Source organism: Pseudomonas sp. CBZ-4 (assembly GCF_000346755.1).
Taxonomy (GTDB): Bacteria; Pseudomonadota; Gammaproteobacteria; order Pseudomonadales; family Pseudomonadaceae; genus Aquipseudomonas.
This window is the reverse complement of record NZ_ANNV01000173.1, coordinates 19,549-42,903: the sequence shown is the minus strand read 5'-3', so window position 1 is coordinate 42,903 and position 23,355 is coordinate 19,549. Positions and strand designations below refer to the sequence as shown.

General features: G+C 53.5%; 19 protein-coding genes. 10 read left to right on the top strand and 9 right to left on the bottom strand.

Features of this window, described 5'->3' with window-relative positions; genetic code table 11:
• Window positions 1-921: 921 nt before the first annotated feature.
• Window positions 922-2,211, top strand: a complete 1,290-nt coding sequence (locus tag B348_RS0127245) for an integrase domain-containing protein (RefSeq protein ID WP_017739188.1) — start codon at window positions 922-924, stop codon at window positions 2,209-2,211.
• Window positions 2,212-2,360: 149 nt separating this feature from the next.
• Here B348_RS0127245 and B348_RS0127240 read toward each other — a convergent pair whose 3' ends face one another.
• Window positions 2,361-4,598: a hypothetical protein gene (locus B348_RS0127240; protein ID WP_017739187.1), complete on the bottom strand. Its 2,238-nt coding sequence runs from the start codon at window positions 4,596-4,598 to the stop codon at window positions 2,361-2,363.
• A 282-nt stretch (window positions 4,599-4,880) separates the two neighbouring features.
• On the opposite strand from B348_RS0127240, the gene B348_RS1000000131300 reads away from it, so the two are divergent.
• From B348_RS1000000131300 to B348_RS0127205, 7 genes are all read left to right on the top strand, one after another.
• Window positions 4,881-5,210, top strand: a complete 330-nt coding sequence (locus B348_RS1000000131300) for a hypothetical protein (protein ID WP_081609295.1) — start codon at window positions 4,881-4,883, stop codon at window positions 5,208-5,210.
• Window positions 5,211-5,306: 96 nt separating this feature from the next.
• The gene (locus B348_RS0127230; RefSeq protein ID WP_026137103.1) at window positions 5,307-6,275 is read left to right on the top strand and encodes a DUF932 domain-containing protein; all 969 of its coding nucleotides are present in this window, start codon (window positions 5,307-5,309) and stop codon (window positions 6,273-6,275) included.
• A gap of 78 nt (window positions 6,276-6,353) precedes the next feature.
• Window positions 6,354-7,358, top strand: coding sequence for a YqaJ viral recombinase family protein (locus tag B348_RS0127225; protein WP_017739184.1), 1,005 nt, complete (start codon window positions 6,354-6,356; stop codon window positions 7,356-7,358).
• 87 nt (window positions 7,359-7,445) lie between these two features.
• On the top strand, window positions 7,446-8,381 hold the full coding sequence (locus B348_RS0127220) for a hypothetical protein (RefSeq protein ID WP_017739183.1): 936 nt from the start codon (window positions 7,446-7,448) through the stop codon (window positions 8,379-8,381).
• On the top strand, window positions 8,368-8,865 hold the full coding sequence (gene radC, locus B348_RS0127215) for a DNA repair protein RadC (protein WP_017739182.1): 498 nt from the start codon (window positions 8,368-8,370) through the stop codon (window positions 8,863-8,865). The genes B348_RS0127220 and radC overlap by 14 nt, the downstream gene beginning before the upstream one ends.
• A gap of 10 nt (window positions 8,866-8,875) precedes the next feature.
• On the top strand, window positions 8,876-9,088 hold the full coding sequence (locus tag B348_RS0127210; RefSeq protein ID WP_017739181.1) for a hypothetical protein: 213 nt from the start codon (window positions 8,876-8,878) through the stop codon (window positions 9,086-9,088).
• A gap of 59 nt (window positions 9,089-9,147) precedes the next feature.
• Window positions 9,148-9,453 carry a hypothetical protein gene (locus B348_RS0127205; protein WP_017739180.1) on the top strand — a complete coding sequence of 102 codons (306 nt, stop codon included), beginning with the start codon at window positions 9,148-9,150 and terminating at the stop codon, window positions 9,451-9,453.
• Here B348_RS0127205 and B348_RS0127200 read toward each other — a convergent pair.
• Entirely contained in the window at window positions 9,440-9,787 is a 348-nt protein-coding gene (locus B348_RS0127200) for a helix-turn-helix domain-containing protein (RefSeq protein WP_017739179.1), read from the bottom strand. The genes B348_RS0127205 and B348_RS0127200 overlap by 14 nt on opposite strands.
• 139 nt (window positions 9,788-9,926) lie before the next feature.
• On the opposite strand from B348_RS0127200, the gene B348_RS0127195 reads away from it, so the two are divergent.
• Together B348_RS0127195 and B348_RS0127190 are read left to right on the top strand one after the other, a co-directional pair.
• Window positions 9,927-10,280 carry a hypothetical protein gene (locus tag B348_RS0127195; RefSeq protein WP_017739178.1) on the top strand — a complete coding sequence of 118 codons (354 nt, stop codon included), beginning with the start codon at window positions 9,927-9,929 and terminating at the stop codon, window positions 10,278-10,280.
• 116 nt (window positions 10,281-10,396) lie between these two features.
• On the top strand, window positions 10,397-11,188 hold the full coding sequence (locus B348_RS0127190; protein ID WP_017739177.1) for a hypothetical protein: 792 nt from the start codon (window positions 10,397-10,399) through the stop codon (window positions 11,186-11,188).
• A 241-nt stretch (window positions 11,189-11,429) separates the two neighbouring features.
• On the opposite strand, the gene B348_RS0127185 is transcribed toward B348_RS0127190, so the two are convergent.
• From B348_RS0127185 to B348_RS1000000130550, 7 genes are all read right to left on the bottom strand, one after another.
• Window positions 11,430-14,255 (bottom strand): DEAD/DEAH box helicase family protein, encoded by a 2,826-nt coding sequence (locus B348_RS0127185; RefSeq protein WP_017739176.1) that lies wholly within the window; start codon window positions 14,253-14,255, stop codon window positions 11,430-11,432.
• A gap of 1 nt (window position 14,256) precedes the next feature.
• On the bottom strand, window positions 14,257-15,951 hold the full coding sequence (locus B348_RS0127180) for a site-specific DNA-methyltransferase (RefSeq protein WP_017739175.1): 1,695 nt from the start codon (window positions 15,949-15,951) through the stop codon (window positions 14,257-14,259).
• The gene (locus B348_RS01000000130365) at window positions 15,951-18,818 is read right to left on the bottom strand and encodes an SNF2-related protein (protein WP_017739174.1); all 2,868 of its coding nucleotides are present in this window, start codon (window positions 18,816-18,818) and stop codon (window positions 15,951-15,953) included. The genes B348_RS0127180 and B348_RS01000000130365 overlap by 1 nt, the downstream gene beginning before the upstream one ends.
• Window positions 18,819-18,949: 131 nt before the next feature.
• The gene (locus B348_RS0127170) at window positions 18,950-19,834 is read right to left on the bottom strand and encodes a YafY family protein (RefSeq protein ID WP_026137101.1); all 885 of its coding nucleotides are present in this window, start codon (window positions 19,832-19,834) and stop codon (window positions 18,950-18,952) included.
• A 413-nt stretch (window positions 19,835-20,247) separates the two neighbouring features.
• On the bottom strand, window positions 20,248-21,228 hold the full coding sequence (locus B348_RS0127160) for an inovirus-type Gp2 protein (protein WP_017739171.1): 981 nt from the start codon (window positions 21,226-21,228) through the stop codon (window positions 20,248-20,250).
• A 332-nt stretch (window positions 21,229-21,560) separates the two neighbouring features.
• The gene (locus B348_RS0127155) at window positions 21,561-21,791 is read right to left on the bottom strand and encodes an AlpA family transcriptional regulator (protein ID WP_017739170.1); all 231 of its coding nucleotides are present in this window, start codon (window positions 21,789-21,791) and stop codon (window positions 21,561-21,563) included.
• Between the two features lie 54 nt (window positions 21,792-21,845).
• On the bottom strand, window positions 21,846-23,225 hold the full coding sequence (locus tag B348_RS1000000130550; RefSeq protein WP_017739169.1) for a hypothetical protein: 1,380 nt from the start codon (window positions 23,223-23,225) through the stop codon (window positions 21,846-21,848).
• Window positions 23,226-23,355: the final 130 nt, after the last annotated feature.

The window sequence follows — 23,355 nt, the reverse complement described above, 5'->3', positions numbered from 1 at the left end:
GCAGCCTACGTTGCATGCGGCAATACTTTTCGTACAAAGCCTAGTCAGAAATCTACAAACCAGTTGTAAAATCGATACCCCGCGATAACTGACACTGCGCATGTGGTTAGGCTCAATAGAGGCCATTGTCCTTCAACGCCCAGCCACCACTGCACTTTGAACAGAAACGCTCCCATCAACACACAGGCCAGAACACCTAGAGCCAGGCCAATTAACGCAAATAGCCGAGTCCCTAACCCCGGATTTCCGCCATGCCAATTCTCACTCAGGCAAAAGGGACAGTGATTCGACGAAGGCGAATAGCCCCAGAAGCCACGGCTATATGTCGCTCTCGGAACCATCGCTTTGCCACAGTTTTGACAGGTAACCATCGAGTGTTTCATACCGCACCTCAGCTCAGACGTCCTAGATGAGCCCATGGTGCGCGACCGCGGAAAAAACCCAATTGCGTGGCCCGAGCTACCCAGCGCCCCGGCCTGGGCTAGGATCAAACCCTGGTCGCCAGATAACCGATACCATGCTGTGCACGACCGACACCATCTAATGCCCGCCGGTGAGTGGCTAGCTCCGCCTTGTCGCAGAACGATAATTCAGGACGCCAGTTCAACTCCTCAAATAGCCGTTCATCGAAAATATGTGCGCGGGGGCACTTATGGGGGCACTTACGCAGAATACAAACAAAAATGCATTTTAAAACAGTAACTTAGATACAAATATTTAATCCCCCCGGCTCCACCACTTCATCATCTAAAGACGTCCACGGACGTCTTTTTTTGTGCCTGAAATCCAGTAACTACGGGGGTTTCAGCGCCGCAAGCGTCCACGGACGTCCAAGAGCAGCCACGCTTTATGGCATTCCAAATGGCATTCCAAGCCCAACAGTGCTAATTTTTGGAATGCCAATCTCATCCTGGAATGCCAATGTGCGCACAAACGGTTCGCCTCTCCGAACTCAAAATCAAATCCGCCAAGCCTGATGAAAAGGATTACGTCCTGTTCGACGGTGGCGGACTTCAAATGCGAGTGAGAAGTAATGGCTCTAAGCTATGGAACTTCAACTACCGACACCCCGTGACGAAGAAGCGGATCAACATGGGCCTCGGTACCTTCCCTGAAGTATCGCTAGCGCAGGCACGAAAGGGCTCCATTGCAGCGAGGGAAATACTTGCCCAAGGCATTGATCCCAAAGAACAGCGAGATGCAGTGCTGCAAGCAAAACAAGCTGAAACAGAGCACACATTCCAGAATGTAGCGACGGAATGGTTTGAACTGAAAAAGGATGCGGTCACACCAGCTTATGCCGAGGACATCTGGCGTTCGTTGACGCTGCATGTGTTTCCGGACTTAGCCACCACACAGATTTCAGCCATTAGCGCACCACAAGTCATCAACCTTCTTCGACCACTCGAAACCAAAGGTAGTCTTGAAACCGTTAAACGGCTGTCACAGCGACTCAACGAGATCATGACTTACGGGGTCAACTCAGGACTGATACACGCAAACCCGCTCAGCGGGATTCGCTCCGTCTTCAAGAAGCCGAAAAAGAAAAACATGGCGGCGCTTGCTCCCGATGAGCTGAAAGAGCTCATGGTGGCAATTGCCAATGCCAGCATAAAAAGGACTACGCGCTGCCTTATCGAATGGCAGCTCAACACAATGACCCGCCCAGCCGAGGCTGCAACCACGTGCTGGGCGGACATCGACTTCGAGAAGCGTATCTGGACGATCCCTGCCGAGCGGATGAAGAAACGACGCATACATATCGTGCCGCTCACAGATCAAGCACTGGCATTGCTGGAGGCAATCAAACCCTACAGCGGACACCGGGAGTACGTATTCCCTGCAGACCGGGACCCTCGAACCCATTGCAATAGCCAGACCGCCAACATGGCGTTAAAGCGCATGGGCTTCGAAGGCCGACTGGTAAGCCACGGCATGCGCTCAATGGCTAGTACCATTCTCAACGAACATGGCTGGGAGCCTGAGTTAATAGAGGTGGCATTAGCCCACGTCGATAAGGATGAGGTACGCAACGCCTACAACCGAGCAGAGTACATCGAGCGCAGACGCCCGATGATGGCCTGGTGGAGCGACCACATCCAGGAAGCTGCTACCGGCAACCTATCTGTGTCAGCCATCAGAGAAAATAGAGATAAAAAGGTCGTTTCGATACGCTTATTAAAGTCCCAGTTGACCAATGGGCAGCGTTAGAACCGTCGGGGACCGGCAACTCTTGATCACAATCAATGGGGTTGAATCGCTGCAAGGTTAGCTTGACGTCCTCACCCGCTTCGACAAACTGATGGCGGTCATCTAGTCGAAGCGGGATTTGAAGCAGCTGATCCCGCTCCTTCCTTTATTTATGATGCAGACTCAAGCAGTCTCTCGGCCCCGCCAGCGCTTGCCTCTCCGACCCATACAGCCTCACAAGTGAGGTAGTTGAGCTCGTAATCGTAAGAAGCCTTTTCTAGATTCTTGCGCTGTGTCAGCAAACGCCGGAAGGTGTCTTTCACATTTTTTTTATCACTTTTTTTCAGCCCATTTGAAGTAATGGTCGAAAAAATTGCTGGTACCGCAACCAGCGCAATGGCGCAAACAACCTTCTGAGTCATCCCTTCAAGACTGAAGGAAATGTAATTCACAATCCCCGCCATAAGCAGGCCGAGTGCCCCGATCGCCCACACGATTCGCCTCCTCCTTCTCTCGACCGCCAGCTTCGCTTGTGCCAAAAGGTCCTCAAGGTCATTTTTTTCACGCTCCAGACGCTCCTGGGTTTGTCTGTCCAAACGACGTGTAACCTCCTCATATTCGGAGCGGGTCTGGCCTAACTTGACCTCCAAATCTCCAATATGCTCCTCGTACTGGCGACCTGCCTGATCTGCATTTTGTACAAGCTTTTCCTTATCCTCATGGACCTTAGCCAGCTGAGAGTCGAAAGACTGCTTGTCTTCAAGTTGCTTGGCTTCGTAGGTAGCTCGAATGCTGTCTGCAATCTCCGCCTCAAATGCAACAAAAGCCCTTTCTGCATCGGCGAGATCTCGAATTACGGTCCTCTCGTCAAGCAGGTAGACAGCACGATGTTGCGAAGAACGAGAGCTAGTCATCATCTCGATGAACGCATCAGCCCTGTCAGCACCGACGTCGCTGAGAAACCCCGTCACCCTAGAAAGCAGCTCATGGTTCGGCTCGAGGGCTGAAGCGCAGTTCGCGAGCAGGCGTTCATGACTGACATCCGAGGCAGAGTTGCCCCCATAGATGACCAACATCAAACCCGCAAGGTATCTATCCGTAATGACCGGTGGAACATAGCTCTGCCGGTAATCGTTGTGCCGGATTGAAAAATCGAAGGATACCGAAGCCACCTTCTTGTTCTCGGTAACGAAGATGTGCCGGCAATCATGGAAGTAACTTTGCGACGTGACCCGACCACCACGCAGGCGAAGGATACCGCCAATCGCTCGAGCATCTCGAAACCGTGCGTGAGCGCCGTAGTTGCCGAGGTCGCTGGTCAAAGTCGAAACGAGGTCGTCGTTGAAGTAGTTTACCGAGTGATCAGGGTAACGTACTACGCTCACTGATTTTCGCACTAGTGCCCCGTCGATATCGGCGAGCACCATCTGCACGTACGACCTAAACGAACTCGACGTTTGCAATCTTCGGTGAGTGGCCCGCGGAGGCCCATTGCTGTCGCTGTTATGGACAGCAAGAGCCGCACGAAGGTTGTCATTAATCTCGTCCACGTGGTCTCTAAAAATACAGAGCTGGGCACCCTTCTCCTTGAGCTTATCCAGTAGAAGACTGATGTGCTTACCAGCAGCTACCTCGCTCAAATCTAGATAGGACATCGCCAAAGGGCCATCGAGATATAGCTTGAGACCGTTGAGGGAGACATTCTCCCCCGGCTCCCTGAGATTGAGAACGTACTCTGCGATAATCGCGCCAGATGCAATATTCAGCAGCTTCTGATAAGTATCCGGGTTGTTATGGAACGCGTGAAGAATGTACGCAGCACAAATGATCTTCACTTGGCTGAGATTTTTGGCTTCAGCTGATACTTCTGGCTCAAATGGCTTACCAGTATCTGCTGATGGCAACTTCAGAATGTTCCCCTCGGCAGTCCGCTTTGCTTCCGGCCGGATCAACCTGACCTGGAAATCGGAGGTCACCAGCTGGTTCATGAAATGCTTTTGAATGAACTCATGAGGCAATGTGATGCCGCTCTTGGACATGATGTGTTCGGCAAAAACCGCAACATCATCCAAGATCGCTTGGATGTCCGCCTCCGAAGTACAATCGTTCGCTCCCTCCTCGCGTTCCGCATAGGAGTGAAGGCACCTGCCCCGTCCGACTGGCTTTTCTATGATCAACTTGGCTTTGACAAGACGCGGTAACAACTCGTCCATCGCCCAAGGGTGAACATCAATCCCGTACAACCTTCCGAGCTCCGCTCTCAGATGGTCGACATCTACGTTTTGACCAGCATGCTCCCTAGCGATAGGCGAAATGATCGGAATCAAACCACCTAGAATATCGTTCTGCGCACCCGACTGGGCGAGATACGCATAAGCCATCAATGGTCGCTCATAATCCAGCTTCATTCTGCCTGCCTCAGTTTTTTTATTACTTCCTTGCATAATCACCTTAAACGCACAAGCAGCAGCAAAACACTCAGTTTGAGTGAAGTAGGTCTATAAGAAGCCGATTGCGCGGGCTTCATGAGATTTTTAGAGGCACAACGCTACTACAATTGCATCATTGCAACATCAAACGATCACAAAATATTTACGTTGAGAGCGAGCGGTTTGCGACAGCGCATCCAATTCAAAAAAATCTCAGTCCTACATAACCACCTTGACTACACCACCAAGGAGGTTCGCCCCATGTCATTGCAGTGTCCTCGCTGTCATTCCCCCAAAGTCGCTTCTTTCCATCACGCCATGAAAGTCGGCGCGGCCATCGGCACCGTGGGTGGTGCTGCGCGCGGCGTTAGTGCTGTGCTGGCTGGAGGCCAAGCTGGCGCGCTTATTGGCGCCATCGCCGGCCCTGTTGGTATCACGCTCGGTTCGATATCGGGTGCCATCCTCGGCGGGTTGGCCGGCGGTGTCGGCGGCTGCGCTCTCGGCGCCCAACTGGGTGAGTCGCTCGATCGACACGTCCTGGCCCACAACCTCTGCTTGCTCTGCGGTCACCGTTTTAACCTGCCGGCTTGATCTGGCAAGACCACACCTTTTTTATCCATATCGTCCGGACGGTGCTGCGCTGGGCGCGGCGCTTTATGCCGGCCTGCACCCGAAGGAATCTCAACCATGGCTCATCTCGTCGAAACTATGGCCTACGCTGGCGCTGCACCGTGGCATGGCCTAGGTAATCAACTCACTCAGAAACAACCCATCGAAGTCTGGCAACGCGAAGCCGGCATGGACTGGGCGATCCAGGAAAGCCCCGTACTCTTCAAATCAGAGCTGGCCGGTCACCTAGGCGCCATCCATTCATTCCCAGAACAGAAGGTACTCTTTCGTTCGGACACCAAGGCACCGCTGTCGGTGGTTTCCCAGCGCTATCACACCGTGCAACCTCGGGAAGTGTTGGAGTTTTATCGTGACCTCACTGAGGTCTCTGGCTACGAGCTGGAAACCGCTGGCGTACTCAAGGGCGGCCGTAAGTTCTGGGCACTGGCACGCACCGGTCAGGGCGCAGCGATAAAGGGTAATGACCAGGTCAACGGCTACCTGCTGCTGGCCACGTCCTGCGACGGCACCTTGGCCACCACGGCAACCCCGACCACAGTGCGCGTGGTATGCAACAACACCCTGACCATCGCCTTGGACGGCAACAGCCGCGCAATTAAGGTGCCACACAACACCCGCTTTGATTCAACGGTGGTGAAGAAACAGCTCGGCATCGCCGTCTCGCAGTGGGATGAGTTTATGTACCGCATGCGGGCCTTGTCTGAGCGCAAGGTGCAGTGGCATGAGGCGTTGGGTTTCTTTATGAACGTGCTGTGCGAGACCAGTCCAACCGGTGCACTGCCGGAGGTACTGCCCAACGAACGCGCTCTGCGCAAGGTTCAGGAGCTGTACGAAGGTCGTGGTCGGGGCAGTCAGCTCGACTCGGCACGCGGCACCGCCTGGGGCCTGCTCAACTCCGTGACCGAGTTTGTCGACCACGAACGGCGGGCACGCAGCAACGAGTACCGCATGGACTCGGCCTGGTTCGGCCAGGGCGCGCAGATCAAACAACGTGCCCTGGAAACCGCCCTGCAACTGGTCGCTTGACCGCCCACATACTCACCCCATAACGCCCGATCAGCCTGATTGCTGATCGGGCGTTTCTATTTCCCCAAGGTGAAAGTTATGAAAGCCACTTCATTGAACCGCAGCACCGACAAGCCACGCCCAGCGCTGCGCCTAATCAGTACCAAGGAATTACCGCGTGAAGATTGGCTGGCCGTGCGTAAGCAGGGCATCGGCAGTTCGGATGCAGGCGCGGCCGTTGGCCTCAATCCATATAAATCACAGCTAGAACTGTGGCTGGAGAAAACGGGACGCGACACCACATTGCCCAAGGCCGACCCGCACGATGAAGAAAGTCCGATGTACTGGGGCAACGTGCTGGAACCAATCGTGGCCTGGCACTACAGCAAGCGTACTAATAACAAGGTGCGGCGCATAAACGCCGTACTGCAACATCCGAATCCGGATATGTCCTGGATGCTAGCCAACATCGACCGAGAGGTGATCGGTACCGACGATGTGCAGATCCTCGAATGCAAGACTGCCGGCATAAACGGCGCACGTCTCTGGAAGGGCGGTATTCCTGAGTATGTGCAATTACAGGTCATGCATCAGCTCGCCGTCACTGGTAAGCAGGCTGCGGATGTAGCGGTATTGCTCGGCGGGCAAACGCTGGAAATCCACCGCATTGAACGGGACGAGCAGATGATTGCTCGTCTGATCGAACTGGAGCGCAGGTTCTGGCAGTACGTGGAAACCGATACACCACCACCTGCAGATGGATCAGCCTCGGCTGAACTGGCATTGCGTTGCCTGTACCCGGAGGACAACGGCCAGACCTTAGACCTCAGCAATCATGAAGGACTGACCGCTGCCTATCTCGAACTGAAGGCGGTACGTCAGTTGATCGCTGAAAAGGAAACGCGTGAAGCCCAGCTCAAGCAGATGCTACAGCAAGCCATGGGCGATGCTACCCGTGCCGAGTTCAGTCACGGCTTCATCAGCTGGAAAAAGTCCAAAGACAGCACAGTGCTGGATGTCGAAAACCTGCTGAAAAATAAGCCTTACTTGCAGGCTCGCTACACCAAGCTCAAGCACGGCAGTCGGCGCTTCTTAGTCGGCTGATATTCACCTTACTCAACTATTTCCCCTTGGCCAGTCCATGCAGTTAGCCCTGCGTGGCTGGCCTTTTTCGTTTGTAGGAGAACCATCATGTTGAAAGGCTTAGCCCTAACACCGCCCGTACTCGGACGCATCTCCATCGGCAAAGTCATCGAGAAAAACGGCAAACGCCTGCCGGAGAAAGATGATCAGTTCACTATCACGTCCCAGGTGCAAAGCAGGGATGGCTGGCTGCTACACCCTCTCAACGACGAACTGCGCCAGAGTAAGGAAGACAAGCTGCGCAGCATTCCTGTACGCCTATTGTTCAACGAACCGGAACTGAATTTCCGGGCCGACTACACCCTGTTCGACCGGCAGTCTGGCAGGCCGTTGTGTATCGGCAACGGTGAGAGCTGCAAGCGGGTTACGCAGGACGGTATGCAGTCGTTGCCATGTCCTTCACCGGATGCTTGTCCATTGGCTAAAGGCGGCGCATGTAAGCCCTATGGCCGACTGAATGTGCTGATTGGGGATGATGATCCGCTAGGCAGTTTCGTGTTTCGTACCACCGGCTTCAACAGCATCCGCACCCTAGCGGCTCGCCTGCAGTACTTCAAAGCTATTTCCGGTAATCGATTGGCCTGCCTGCCGCTGGAGTTGCGGCTACGGGGCAAGTCAACGCGGCAAAGCCATGGAACACCAATTTTCTACGTCGATCTCACGGTGCGCAGCGGTATGGACATGGCCGAGGCACTGCAATCTGCGAATGAACTAGATGCGCAACGGCAGGAGGCTGGCTTTGATCAGGTAGCGCTGGACGAAGCCGCGCAACGTGGCTTTGGCAATGGTGCCTTTGAAGACAGCGAAGAAGACGCAGGTGCAGTGATTGAAGAGTTTTACCCCACCGAAGAAATCCCGTGTTCAACCACAAGCATTTCCCAGCGATCTACGAAAGCCAGTCTATTCGAGAAGCTGGACACGCAAGCTCAGCACCACACCCCACCGACAGATAACCATCAAGGAACTCCACATGCGCCTACATAAGCTGAAGGCTAGTGAATCTACTGGCACCTACCAAATCGAGTCGCCGATCAGTGAAGCCGACATCCTGCTAATGGCACGGCAATTGGCAAACCTACGTCTGCGCCGAGGTCGGGCATTAACTTCGCCGAAGGAAGTGTTCAGCCATCTGCAAGCGCTGCTGGCCGATTACGAGCACGAGGTATTCGCCTTGCTCCTACTTGATAACCGGCACCGAGTAATCGTCTTTCACGAACTGTTCAGGGGCACGTTGGACGGTGCCAACGTCTATCCCCGCGAGGTCGTCAAGACCGCCCTAGAGCACAATGCTGCAGCAACTGTATTAGTACACAACCACCCTTCCGGTGATCCAGAACCTAGCCAAGCAGACCTCACCCTGACCCACAAACTACAGGAGGCCTTGAACCTGGTTGGGGTGCGAACACTGGACCATATCGTGGTAGGTCACGAGGGCTGCGTATCGCTGGCGGAGCAGGGCTATCTATAAGGAGAACACGATGATGAAGCTACTACGCATGTTTGCGGCCGTACTCATGTTCACCGGCATTCTTGCGGGCTGCTTGGCCACTCTATTGTTGGTGCTTTTGATCGTGCGGTTCCCACCACTGCTGATCGCCGTACTGCTGGCGTGTTGGATTCTCTGCCGTCTCTTGAAGGCTTTGGGATCCAAATCAGCAGCGGCAGATGCCACCACGGCAGCACCGAAATAACCCTACGTCTGAGGAGCGTCAGGCATGCACTAGCGCCTCAACTCAATAGGAAACATACGATGAACAGACAGTGTTTGATCTGCGACTCCAACGCCGTGCTGACACGTGACGCCGCCAAAGGACTGACCTTGCTGATCGGGTTGTTTAATGGCGCAATCGAGGGTGCTCAACGTCCGCATGAAAGGAGCGGCCAGTTCGCTCTTCTCAGCGGACTCGCCGCCGTTGTGCCTGCTTACCCAGCGGCCAGAAAAGAGGCCGATGAGGTTGTGCGGTTCCACTTCGCCGACTTTGACTCTCTCTGCCTACGCTGTGGTGCTTTGTTCAACGAGGCAGCCGAAATCAAGGAGCGGCTTAACCCCGGCTGAGGCGCGCCACCAAACTCTCCACGAACTCCAACACCAGCGTACGGTCACCTGAGTCCAGCACGGATAACAGCCCCTGCAGTCGACGCGCCTGATCCTCCTGACGCGTGCTGCCCTCAGTTAGCAGGTCAGCAGTCTCGCAGCCGAAGACCGTCGCCAGCTCAATTAAGCGTTCGATGTTAGGCATCACAACGCCGCGCTCAATACGGGATACGGCCTCGCTTCCAATCCCGAGCTTTTCCGCAACCTGTTCCTGACTCAACTTGCTGCGAATGCGCTGGCGCGCAATGGCTTGCCCAACAAACTCCGCTAGCTGCTTCGATTTGGTTTTTGACATTTCACCCTCCAGGACAACCCGGATGGTTGAGCATCAACCCATTGACATGAAGGACTCATCAAACCGAGACTCACCCTAAAAGGTTGTCATTCGACCTTTTCTCAAAACCACTATCTCTTGCAGGGAGCTCGGAAAACCCATGATCGTCGTAACAGGTCTGAATGAAATGCAGATTGAAGGTCTCGTGAAAAGCAAAGCGTCCTTCGAAATCCATGGCCTCAGGGGAAATTTCATGGCAGGTATCAAACTGGTCGAAACCAAGATTGAAAGCCAGGGGCTGAAGTGTCGAGTCAAAAGCGATGTGAAAAGTGCAGTGGTACAAGGCGGCGCACTGGGTGCCGTATTCAGCATCCTGACAACACCCGCCACATTGACCATCGCGGCATTAACGGCCACAGCAGGGGTAGGGCATACGCTCGTTACCTACAACCCCGATTACGAAATCATCAAGGACTACGTCAACAAGCGGCTCAAGGTTGTTTACAAGAAGTAGCCCTCCTCATTCCCACTGCCACCAACAGCGAAGAGCACCACTGCGCAGCTGGACTCGCGTGCTTCGCCGCCGGTTCCTCTTTCTCGCTGCAAGAAACCACAAACAGGAGTTACCTCATGAAACGGATACTCAGCATTCTGCTGCTCGCGTTCTGCGCCAATGCCAATGCCGTCATTGACCATTACGCCTGGAACAACATTGCCTACCCGGACGAGAGGTCCACCAATGGACTCCCCGAAGCGATCCCCTGCATCAATAAGAAAGCCTTCAATGGTCAGCCGCTTATCAAGTGCACTTGGCTGGAAAACGCCCGCGAGGTGCTCATCTGGAATGCTCAGCGCCAGCAGGATGTACGCTACGTCAACCAAGTAAGCGGTACGTGCCTACGCGGCAAGTGCCGAACCAACGCCACCATCGTGGGTGACTGGAACCAGGACGTGTTCTTCACCCTGTCGATCTGGTATCGCATCGGAGTCAGCACCGACGGCAAGCCGGTGGCCTACCGTGTCGATACCTCGCATCAGGTGTCGTATGCCGAGGCGGGATCTCTCCTGCACCAGTTCTACCTGGACATTGGCGTCCCAGATAATCAACTTTTACCAACGTTCGACGGGCGCTATGAAGGTGGTTACGCAGCTTGGCAGGTGCAGAAGGGGCGTACACAAGCATCGACACAGCAGTCACTTGCCACCTCGGCCCAATTAAATTGGCCGGACGTGAAAAGTGCCTGGTGCAATCCGCGTATGGACGATGAATGCTACATCAACGAGAAGAAGGTATCGATTGCTGACCTTGGTAAGTGGTTGCCGGCAGTTGCTGAATCGAACATCGACCAGATCGGCGGCTTCTGCGAGACCATCCTCTGTTTCGATAAGGACAATCAACCCGTCGGTTATCTGTTGCAGTAACGACCACTGCGCAGAGCTACAGTTTGGGAAAACCGCCAAAACCAACTGCCAAGAACCTTATATCTGGCTGCGCCACACACTCAAAGCTGCCGCATGTGTAGTCGGTGGCGGACTATGAGCGCTTTTTCCTGGGACTGCTCGCCAGCAGTGCCACGGTGAGTCTGATTCCTACTTTTCGGTAGGTGGAGATCAAAGACACACAAAAAAGGGTAGCCGGAGCTACCCTTTTTTGTGGTCTGCCCTACGCCTGCAGAACTAAACCCAACTCGTTAGATAGCTCATAGCGGGTCAAAAGCTCAGTGTCTGCTTGGCGCGTGTATTTTGCGGAAAGACCTGCCAACGTAGAGTTTCCGACCACGTCCGTATGTGGCACTAATAAATAAGACCACGGCTTACCGCCAGTTTTCTTCGCATGGAACTCAGTGGCGATATGTGCCCAAAGCGCTGCGGTTTCTGCTTTGCGCAATACCACCGTATCGCTAATTTCATCCGCGCGCTTGGTCTCAATAATCAAAATGCGGTCTTGCATTTCAACCACAAAATCCGGCTGGTAAGGCAAGCCATCTGAGTCGTAGAGTTTGAATTGGTTGGGGCCGGGTTTCATCCACAGCTTAACGCCATTTTCTTTTTCTAAAATCTCGCTCAGTTTGCGCTCCGTATCTGAATCAAATTTAGCCAGTGGGTAGCAGGATTTACTGAAACCGCTAAAAATATAACGCTTGATCTCATTAAGCTTTGGCGGTGCCTGGCGAAAGTCCAATGAATATTGGCTACCCGCATTTTCGAAAGTTTGTGGACGCAAGTCTTGGAAGGCCGCACTCACAGTAACGCGGTAACTTGTTTTCCCGCGCCACATATTTTTCTTCATGTCCGCAAAGATGGCGTCGGCCATTTGCCTAGAGTGGCCTTGCAGCACACTACGCAACTCTTCGGGCTTATCGTATTTGGCTTGATAGTGAGCAACTACTTGGCCGGCTAGCTGGTAAAGCACTTCGGAGTGCGTGTCGTAATCAATCTCTGGGAAGTCCATGAGTTTGGCAACGATATAGTTTTCTAGGCACTCTTGCTGCTCGTCATGGGCATCGCCGCTAATGGACTGCGTTTTCTCTGTGCGTAAGACCTGAATCAATAACTCGTTCGAGAGCGGTTGGTGGTTCCAGTGCTTAAGATCCAGCGCGAACGGTTTAAAACCAAAAGACACATCTTGGGTCGGTGTGATGGTCAGTGCCGGAATGGCAATAATTCGTTCAACGAACTGACTGCAAATCGACTTCACGATTGCTTCAATTTTCAGCGTTTCAACCGGAAAGATCTCAGCTTGCGGTGTTTGCTCCGCTTGAATGGCCTGAACAATAGCGGCTTGCACTTCCGGCTTATTGATATCCGCAAGGCTTCCTACTTGTTTAGCGGTCTGCTGAACAACAATCTGAAGGGTCTTCTCAGCCACTTCCACTTCTTGCGCTGTTTGCAGAATAAAAGGCGCTGGCGCCTCAGCCACACCGGCAGGACTCGAGGGAACAGGAATTTTGTAAGCAGTGCCTTTTTCACTACCTTCTGCTTTCGGCAGCATGGATTGCACCAAGTGCTGCACCACATTTGGCGTAGTGACAGCCTCAGGTCTCGTTGAGGTCACGTCACCGCCCTCACCAATAAACACTTGCTTAAGTTTCTTGGTAACGCCGTTTTCCGTTTTGGCCAACTCAATCAGTTCATTGAAGCGGTCGTGGGCAATCACGGTGAGCTGATCGACTTCAGCCACCCCCGTGCGTTTGCCATAAGGTAAGCGCAGACCACGCCCCAAGGTTTGCTCGGTCAGAATATCGGAAGCTGAGGCACGCAATGGAACAATGGTGAACAGGTTAGTAACGTCCCAGCCTTCTTTGAGTTTATTAACGTGAATAACGATGTCGGTATCGCCGCTTTTTTCGATGTTCAGCAAGCGCTGCGCATTCTCGTCACTCTCTTCCCCGGACGTTTTTGAGTGGATTTCGATAACACGGCCTTTATAACGGCCACCGAAAAATCCGTCTGACTCCACAAACTGTCTTACCTCGGAGGCATGCGTGGTGTCCTTGGTCACCACCAGCATAAACGGTCGCACAATCGGCTTATCGTAGTTTTTGGCGAAGGTTTCCAGCGCCACCTTCACATGCTCGTGGTAGTTAACTCCGTCCTCAAGCATGATGCGTTCCAGCGCATCGGCATCAACCGACTTCGGATTAAAGTTCGCCCGAGTACCAATGGCTGGTTCCTTCACATAACCGTCTTCCATCGCATCCGGCAGGTCGTAGCGGTAAACCACGTTTTTAAATGGCTGAGGTTTGCTACCTGTAGTTTTCGGCGTCGCCGTCACCTCAAGGCCCATAATGGGCTGCAACTCGGCAATGGCCTTGAAGCCGGCACTGCCGCGATAACGGTGCGCTTCATCCATCAGCAGTACCAGGTCATCAAGCTCAGACAGGTACGAGAAATAGCTGTCGCCAATGTACTCCTGCAGGCGCTTGATGCGAGGGGCGGCACCGCCTCGCACCTCGGAGTTGATCTTCGAAATGTTGAAGATATTGATGATCACACTTTCGCGGCCGAAGAGATCGGCACCGCGTACACCACGACCTTCTTCATAGTTTTCAGCGTTAACAATCAAAGGCGGGTTATGAGCAAAGGCTTCAATGCCCTTGAACACATATTTAGGGCTGCGCGGATCAAAATCGAACAGCAACTTCTCATAAATCGTCAGGTTTGGCGCCAGAATAAAGAAATTCTGACTCTTACCAATCATGTGCAGGTAGCTGATGAAAGCGCCCATTAAGCGGGTCTTACCTACACCGGTGGCAACGGAGAAACAAACCGACGGGAAGTCACGTTCAAAATCTGTAAAGTCCGCATCATTAACCTCACCGAATGCCTGACGCACCTGCTCCCGAGCGGCCTCAGCATCGGTGCCCTTTTTCGGATCAATAAGCCCTACGATGGTATCGAGGCGCCGAAGCGCCTCTGCTTGAGGCTTGCGTAACGAGAGGCGCTGACTAACTTGGGCAACTACACGATCCTTGTTGAGTTCAGTCATCTCAGTTTTCCTCAGTACCGTCGAACAGGTTTGCCTGTGCTACCGATTCTTTATTTTTTTTAGGTATAGCCGCCGTGATTTCGACTGCCTTAAGCTCTTCGTCTTGCATGGGTAACGCCGCTATTTTTAGGGAGTAATCGTCTTTACCCCACTCACAACGATCCAGCACCACACGAGGGATTTTCTTGATGGTTAGGTTCATCAGGTTATCGCCTGCGGCCTCATAAGCCATGCAGCAAACCAGCAGACTGCGCTCTTCCCCCACCTCATCAGACAGGGCCTTGAGCTGATCAAAGGTCAAACTGTTGGTGGTCACGTAGATAAAGGCGTTTTCAGTGGCCTTGCCGTGCATCCAATAATGTTCGGCGGATGGCCCGTAGGTGTAATTGAAATGCTTGCACATGGCCTCGGCCAGCATTTCCGGCCGGTAATCCTTATTGATAACCAGATTGCCCCATTTGTCTTTTTGCAACAGCGAAGGTGCGAGTTTGAAAAAGCGGTAGCCACCGCCGCCTTGCCAACTTACTGCCTCAGTGACCCCGCCTTTATCGGCCCCATCGATAACCTTCTTCATGCGCGGCACGATATGGGTTTTAGCATGCTCGCCCAGCTCAACCATAATCCAGCGACGCCCCATTTTGTGGGCGACAGCACCGGTTGTTCCTGAGCCCGCGAAGGAGTCGAGGACGAGGTCACCGGGATTGGAGGCCAAGTGAATAATTCGCTCCAAAATCCTTTCCGGTTTGGGAGTTGAGAACGGTGATTTGGGGAAAAGAGCAATTTGCTCCTTCCTACCGTCTTGGGTGTGACCGACTTCCCCCCAGAGCCAAACAGTTTGGGCATTTGTGCCCTGACTTTTCAAAGAAGTAATAAATCGCTTCAAAGCAGGCGTTGAGTTTTTACCAGTCTTCCCCCACCAAATAAGGCCCTCTTTTAGGTGACGTTCGTGCTCTTCCTTCCCATAGGCCCAGACCCTAGTGGAGGAAGGCATAATTTTTTCGCCAGTGTTGGGGTTGGTGATCTCATAGTAGAGATTGGGGCGCTCAGTCGCAGACTTCGCGCAGGTATAATCACCAGCTTTCCAGTCGCCTCGGGGGTCGTTGTCTGGATTTTTATACGCAGAATCCGCCTTTTCCGTTCGTGCAAGCTTATTTGGGCGCCAAATCTCTTTAGATTTTGCATATATCAGAACATGGTCATGGGTGTCGCTGAGCCAAATAGCATCGTTCGCAGGTGCATATTTTTTTTGCCAGACAACATTTGAGATAAAGTTTTTGCGCCCAAAAACCTCATCGCACATCACCTTCAGATAATGACTTTCATTGTCATCAACTGTAATCCAAATTGCTCCATCTTCACTTAGAAGATTACGAAGAATTTCTAACCGATCACGCATCATGCTGAGCCAGAGCGAATGCTCAACACCATCATCATAATGTTCGAAAGCCGATCCTGTGTTATACGGCGGATCAATGAAGATACATTTAACCTTGCCGCGCACATTTGGATCTGTCTCCAACGCCTTTAGCGCCAGCAGATTATCCCCATGAATTAACATATTGTCGAAATGATCACCCTCACGCCGCGTTTCGGCGTGATAGGAAAACGCTGGATCTTCAATCAGAATGCGCGGTTCGAGGCGCGGACGCTCTTTTTTGCCAATCCATGTCAGTTCAAGTTTGGTTTTACCGGCCATTAGATCAGGCTCCATCGAATCGTAAACAGGTGATCCACCTGTGGCGTTAAGTTGAGTTGTTCGGCAATGCTGTCGAGCATGGCCTCACGCTCATTATCGATCTCACGCAGTCGGGTATAGAGTTGATGTTGCAGCTCATCCACCTGGCGTTTTAAGGTTTTCGCTTCGTGCTGTAGCTCCAACTTGGCGGCCAGATTAGCGGTTGCGCGGGCGAGTTTGTTCTTTTCGTTGGCCTGCTTTGTCAGCTCTTTTATTTGCTGGTCGTAGGCCACACGGGCGTCATTACGCCACGCATCCAGGCGGTCTTCTTCTTCGTTGAGGAATTCACCCAAACGCTCTTGCGCATGCCCTACTAGGGCCGTTTGCCGCGCCTCAGTAACGCCCGTCAATTCTTCCTCGGGCGCCTGCCCCACTGGTGCGCCAAGCTCTCGGGCAGGAACGTGCAGCAAGCGTTCGGCGGTACTCGGGTCAAGCATGCTGCCGTCATTGGTGAAGGCTGCGCAGATCAGCTCATCCCAAGTGCGAGCAGGGGTTTGTAGCGTTAGGCGTGAGAGTCGCAACCAGCCGGATTGCCCGCGCAAGCTGGCCACATCCGCCAGATTGCCAGCATAGGCGTTGTAGTCAAACGCGAGCGACGCCATGGGAGTTGATCGCGCTTTAGCCTGCGCCACCAGCTTGTCTGCCAGGCCCCCATCGCCCAAGCGGAAAAAGCGCCAGCCGTTATCCTCTGCCTCAGGCCATTCGGTAGACCAGGTGCTGCCTTGATAATCAAAGCGCTCGGCATGATCTGGATGGAAGTGGGCCTGGGGTAGTTCAGCACGAGCAAGGGTCAACAGCGCCCTACGGAAGTCGCCGAGGACGGCATGAACGCCCTCCTTGCGGCTCATCAAGCGTTCAATCACCTTTTCGTCCATCTCAGCCAAAATTTGGTTGCGTGCAGCCTGTTTGGCTGCATCAATCTCGACACTGAACTCTTCCTGCAGCTTATCGAAGGCCTCATTGATTTCGTCGTTCGAACGGCACGTCTGGACGATCTCCAGAATGCGCCGTTCGATATCCACGCCAGACTCAATAGCACCTAATACTTCATCAGATGAGCCAAATACGCCCTCGAAGAGCTTGAACTTCTGCTCTAAGAGCTGGTGAATGCGCTCCTCTGCCTGGTTCTTGCGATTGAGGAAGTTGATCACGGTGACGTCGATCTTTTGCCCATAGCGGTGGCAACGGCCAATGCGCTGCTCAACCCGCTGGGGGTTCCAGGGCAAGTCATAGTTGATTAGCAGCGAGCAGAACTGCAGGTTGATACCCTCTGCACCGGACTCCGTGGAAATGAGGATGGAGCGGTCATGTTTGAAAGCATCGACAATGGCTGCTTTCATATCGGCAGATTTAGAGCCGGAGACGACCTCAGTGCCTTTATTTTTGGCAAGCCAGGCTTTGTAGAGGGCTGTGCTGTCTTTATCGGTGTTTGAGCCGTTGAGTACTACGGTTTGACCAGCAAAGCCGTTTTGTTCAAGCAGATCACGCAAGTAGGCCTGGGTGCGCACGGACTCGGTAAACACCACGGCCTTGTGCTGACCGCCTTTGACCTCCTTAATCTCAGCCATAACGATTGGCAAGCACTCCAAGAGCGCTCGCCCTTTGGCGTTATCGTTAATTGAGGTGGCGATATCCCGGTAGTGCGTCAGCTCGGCGATCTCGGCCTGAAGCTTTTTCGGGTCTATCTCATCAAGATCATCATCCGAATGGTCTTCGACAGCATCCGCTTCGGTTGCGGCGATAGAGCCAGCATCACGCCAATCCTCAGCGTCCTCAGCAAAGCCATCGAGATCATCTAGGGTGTCGTCATCCACCACTAGCTTGGCTTGCAGGCGGTTGACCATCTTGTCCAAGGTTTTGGCAATGGCAAATGAGGATGAACCTAGGATCTTGCGCAGGGACAAGGTCACCAGGTGACGGCCATTTCTACCTAGGGCAAGGGTGTCTGGGTTTTGCAGGTACGCCGACACTGACTCGTACAGATCCAGCTCAAGCTTGCTGGGGGTAAAGTCAAAGGTTTTCGGCAAGCGGTTGGTGTAGTTGATCAGTCCAGCCTTTTGGACCTGACGGCGCAAGGTGCGCTTGCAGATGGGCTCCAAACGATTCTGTAGCAAGGTCATAGCGGCAAGATTGCCCTTGCCTCCGAACTCGGCCTTAAAGGCCTGCTCCGAACCAAAGTAAGCCTCATCAATGATCGTAACGAGACCATAGAGCTCCATCAGGTTGTTCTGCAACGGAGTTGCCGTCAGCAAAAGCTTCTGACAACCCTGTAAGGCATCGCGCAGGACCGCTGCTCGGGAATTGTTAGCCGCCTTAAAGACGTTACGCAGCTTGTGCGCCTCATCAAACACGACCAGATCCCAAGCAACCTTTTGCAGCTGATGGGCGATACGAGCGGCATATTCGTAAGAGACGATGATGATGCCTTCCTTACGCCCAATGGGATTGGGTTGCCCGCTGGCCGACAAGTCTTTAAGGCGCTTGGCATCAAGAATGACCGAGGGCAATGAGAACTTTTCACGGAGCTCCGTGGCCCATTGCTTGCGAAGAGAGGCCGGCACAACCAACAGAAGGTTTCGGCGCTGCTCCCACCAACGCTGGCTGAGCACTAACGCCGCCTCGATGGTTTTGCCAAGCCCTACCTCATCTGCCAGTAGCACGCCTTTGGATAAGGGCGAACGCAAGGCAAACATAGCCGCATCGACCTGGTGCGGGTTCAGATCCACACGCGCCGAAGACAAGGACTGGGTCAAAGACTCGTCGGCACCGATACCTTCACGCGTTAAGAAGTGAGCAAAATACTTGGCTTGGTAGGGGCTGTAGATCATTGGAAAAACAATTCCTTTTAACTTGAGGCCTTCCTGCCATGGCAGGCTAAGAGAACCTAACGACCTTACCTCGGCTATCAGAGGCAACGGAGCCAAGGGTGATTAATCACTGTTTATGTGTAATTACTTGCTCACCCTGTTCGGTAACCTGGAGCCAGCAACGCCGTTTCAACCCCATAAAGCAATAGAGGGTCTTTCAGCCAAAGGCGGTATTCCGGATCATGCAGCCGATGATCCGGCGAGCAGTCGACGCTCCATTTGCGCAGTACATAACCAGCGGTGGCACCGCGCAGGCGTAAACGCAATGCCCCACTGCTCATGCCGTAGTCCATCTCAGTGATATCCGAGTGCGGTTGATCCGGGTGAGGCACCAACTCGACCTCCAGTATCCGGCTCCACTGGACATCCTGTTCTGGGCGCTCGTGTTCAGCGACTTTAGACTCCGCCAGCAGCTTTGGCCGTCTGATGCGGGTGATCACGAAGTCCCGAAATGCATCGCGCTTGCGATCATAGCCACGCACGTGCCAGCGCAGGCCCGTATCGATCAAGGCAAACGGAACAATTTCTCTCTGGGTCTTGCCGCTGGCCAGGGAGTGGTACTCCACTTGTAGAGGGCAGCGGTGATAGATGGCGCGGGTCACCACACCCAGCGTGTCCAGATCCGGCTGGGTAAGCCGTCCGGACGTTACGCAGGAGACTCCCGGCGCACTGCTCGCCGGCTCGCCATCGCCAAACCCTTCTGCGAGCCAGGCCAGTACCCGGTCAGCGGAGAAGGTGAAGATCGGTCGAAACTCTTTGGTCGGCGTATAGATTTTGCTACTACGGTCATACGCCAGGTTGTTACCTGCCAGCTCGCGATAGGTGGCGAGATCGCGCGTGGCTGCAGCCGTTTGAATGCCGAAACGCTGAATCAGATCCTGTCGCCCTATCTCTCCGACAAACCGCAGACGCAATTCGAGGTAAGCCAGTCGGTCGCGTTGGGCTTGCGTTAGCTGCAAGAGAGCTTCAGTGGTCATGGCTACGCTGGTCGTGGTGAAAGCGGTGGACAGCATAAATTGCGATCACAACGCCAGCAACCAAAAATCATAAAAACGATATTTACCGATCATTTTGATTTGTAATAGCCTAATGCAATCTTCAGGCACTGCGCTGCCTGACCCCCACCCCAGCGAGGGATCTCAACATGTGGCTATTTACCAATTTCGGTTTCTTTTCGGTCGTGCAGAAAGACGCCAGCGGTGACCTCACCATTCGCAGCCGTACCAAGAGCGACCTAGACCGTCTTCGCAATCACTAGACCCACACATTGACGTCACATCGGCTCACTGCCAACCCACTGCCACTGAGACGATTGAGCCACTGTTCCAGGGGAGGCATGCACATCAAGCCCCCTGGATTCTGGCTCAGCTTGAACCCTGCACCTGCACGATTACGCTGCCCGCCACCCTCGACGAGGACGTTTCTGACCAGTCCGCAGGCATCGAGCGCCCTCAGGCCTCAAGCGCAGGTGCTGAGCATCTTTGACGAGATACTTCACCACCTTGTGGACATGGCGCCGAATCGCTCGATCACTCCTCTCGATGCGACCGATACCACACTCGTCACCGTACTGATCCTTATCGTGGTTGCAGCTGTACATGTAGCCCTGCCCATGCGTGATGTCTTCCCACAACTCGCCGAGCTTAATGGCCTTGAAGACATCTCCACGCACCTCGTTACCATTGAAGAAGTAGGCAGCATGAATGTGGTAGCCCCCACCATCATTCCGATCCCCTTGCTCCACCGAGTACATATGACCGATTAGGTGGTCGAAGATTGGATTGCGCCTATGCTGGGCAATCAGTTGTTTCATGTCCTCAAACACATGTTCCACTCGCAGCCTGGCGTGCGCCTCGGAACGGTAGTGGAAATCTACCCTGACGATGGTGATGCGCGAATAGAGTTCCCATAAGGCATCGACGTAGTCGCAGGCTTGGATCCCCTGCTTTATAGCTTGGTGACGGAGATCATCTTTCCTACGGAGATACCATCGTTCACAGGTCAACTGACGGATCCGGGCAACCAGGACGTTCATGCTGCGGTGATGATCGAGCCAGGCCGTACCCCGCTCATTCAGACAGGCAGGGCCATCAGGGTTACGCTCAAGCCCAATGTCCTGGCAGGCTTCCAAAAACGCTTGTAGGTGTTCGCTGTAGTCGTAGGGCACTCGATCATCGAACAGGTCGTACATCTGCTTGATATGTGTGAAGTACCGAGAGAGCTTGGTCTCTTCGACACGCTCGTAACCTGTGCGGGCTTGCTTGATTCGGTATGCCGGTGAATCGGAATCTTCGATGGCCTGGACGAGTCGCTCGATCTGAAGGGTAATGTCAGATTGGGAAAGGTAGGTGTAGGTCTTGCGATTGGTCATGGTTGGGTACCTGCTTGGTTATTGGCATAGCAGGTCCCGTGGTAGTTCTAAATTACTGATGCCCATCCCTATCGACGCAGTGGGTGCTGATCAGGCTGAATGCGTTTAGCTATTGAGTTACTATTGATTGATAGTTAATAACTATATCAATAGATGCAACCAGCTCATTGCCGATCATTTCGGCCAGGCCGTGCAACGGGGAGCAACATTGCCGTGCCTACCGGGAAATTTTCCAAACCGCTTCATGGAAGAGTTAGCTGAGAAAATTGCATTACCCAAGCGGCATAAGCGCCATGACCAACCGTAGCCGGTCATGGCGCTTATGGTCAGTTCTAGCTGGCCATACTCAGGTGACCGGTGGACCGTACTGCAATGCCCTCTGCAAGATCACGCTCCTCGATCCTTGCCAAGATCCAATCGTGCACCTCGCTGTCGACCCAGCCGACGCAGCGGTCGCCCAGTGATACCGGTTTTGGGAAGGTGCCTTCCCCGATGTACTTGTATATGGTCGACCGTGCTAGGCCAGTCGAGTCGATGACTTCTTTCAGGCGAATGATCCTCATGAACGGGGCTCCTCGTATTCGTTCAGAGGATCTGCAGGTGCGGTAAAAAATGACTTACCTTTTCAGTAACCGTCGCGCTGGCGGCGTCAACAACCCGCAAACGAAGCGATAGTCCAGCGGCATTTCCGACTCTTCCCCCCAGCTCTCGATGGCCAACTCACCACGTTGAGACTCCCTCAGAATTGTGCATGTGGAAATCTCCACCGGTCGTGGCTGCAAGCGCAGCACCATGATTTCGTCACCTTCGCCCTCCAACACTGGCAGGATACTGAGATCCGCCAAGTCGAACCCGATCCAATTCGCCGCACCAAACCTCGCTCTGTACGTCTGCGCAATCCCAGAAACCAGTTTGCAAAAATGGTCGATGACAACCTTCCACGCCCAATCAGACTCGACATCTCCCTTTCCCAAACCGGGTGGCTTTTGCAGGTCTGCCTCAATCCGCTCCCTAAGCCAGCCAGGATCGACCGAACCTTCACAACCGAGCTCAAACCAGTAGCGCGAGAGCAATTCGGAGGCGCATCGATAGAGCATGAGCCGCAAAACTTCCAAAACAGATCGCCGTTCACGAGCTAGAAAGTGAAGAGCCGCCTTGGGTGTCTCTGCGCGGTTCAACGCGGGTGGACGGCGAAAACCATGAATGTCCCGTAACAACACACCGAAAGCATCGTTCCGAACTTTGGACTGCGGCAGCCAGTGCACCAGAACCGCACCTTCGCCACTCAAGCCATAGCCTGGATGATTTAGGTTGAGGAAATACGAGCTGTTGACCTTCTTGGTACGAAAAACCGAACTTGTCACTCCGGGTACGTAGCTGCGAATCAAGCCCACTCCCCTAAGACGCTGGAGCCGATGACTCAAACTCTCGGAGGCGAGTCCTGTCATTCGTCTCAGGTCTAAGTTGCTGAGTCCTGTCACAACACCAAATTGATCGGCATTTGCGAGCAATGCCCCCAGCAGCAATCGATTACAGATACTCAACCTGCTACGAGCCCCCGGAGGCGCAGGTTTTCCAAGTTTGGTAACTGTCGACCTCTCCCTTTGGGGCTTCGGCTGCGCCCCCAATATCTCTGCCGGGATATCAGCTCCAGAAAAAAGCCGCTTCAGATGTTCCGGGTGAGAGGCATGTGAACATTGTTGACCCTCAAGAGTGGCCAGCGACTGCGGAGCAACTTGATAACTGATCTTTGGCCGACCTTTTCCGGCAAGGGCCGACTCCAAACGTTCCACCACACCAACCGCCACGAGTTCCCCCAAGGCAGCAGTGACTATTCCTTCCACCATGTGGAGCTGTTTCGCAAGCAGCTTGCCTCGGAAGCACTCGCCAGCACTACCACCATACGAGCCGCCCCTTGCAATGGCTTCCAATATGAATCGCGCCTCAGGTCCACAATCAGTCAGCTTCTGTAGGAGGGGCTGAATACGCAGGGTCATACTTTGATAATCCAGATTTAAATTACAGATTATACACCCTGAATAAATCTGATTAGAGTTACCGCATAACGTTACGAGTAACGCATTTACAAACGATGGCGACAGGAGAGATTTAGCCCTAGAATTAATC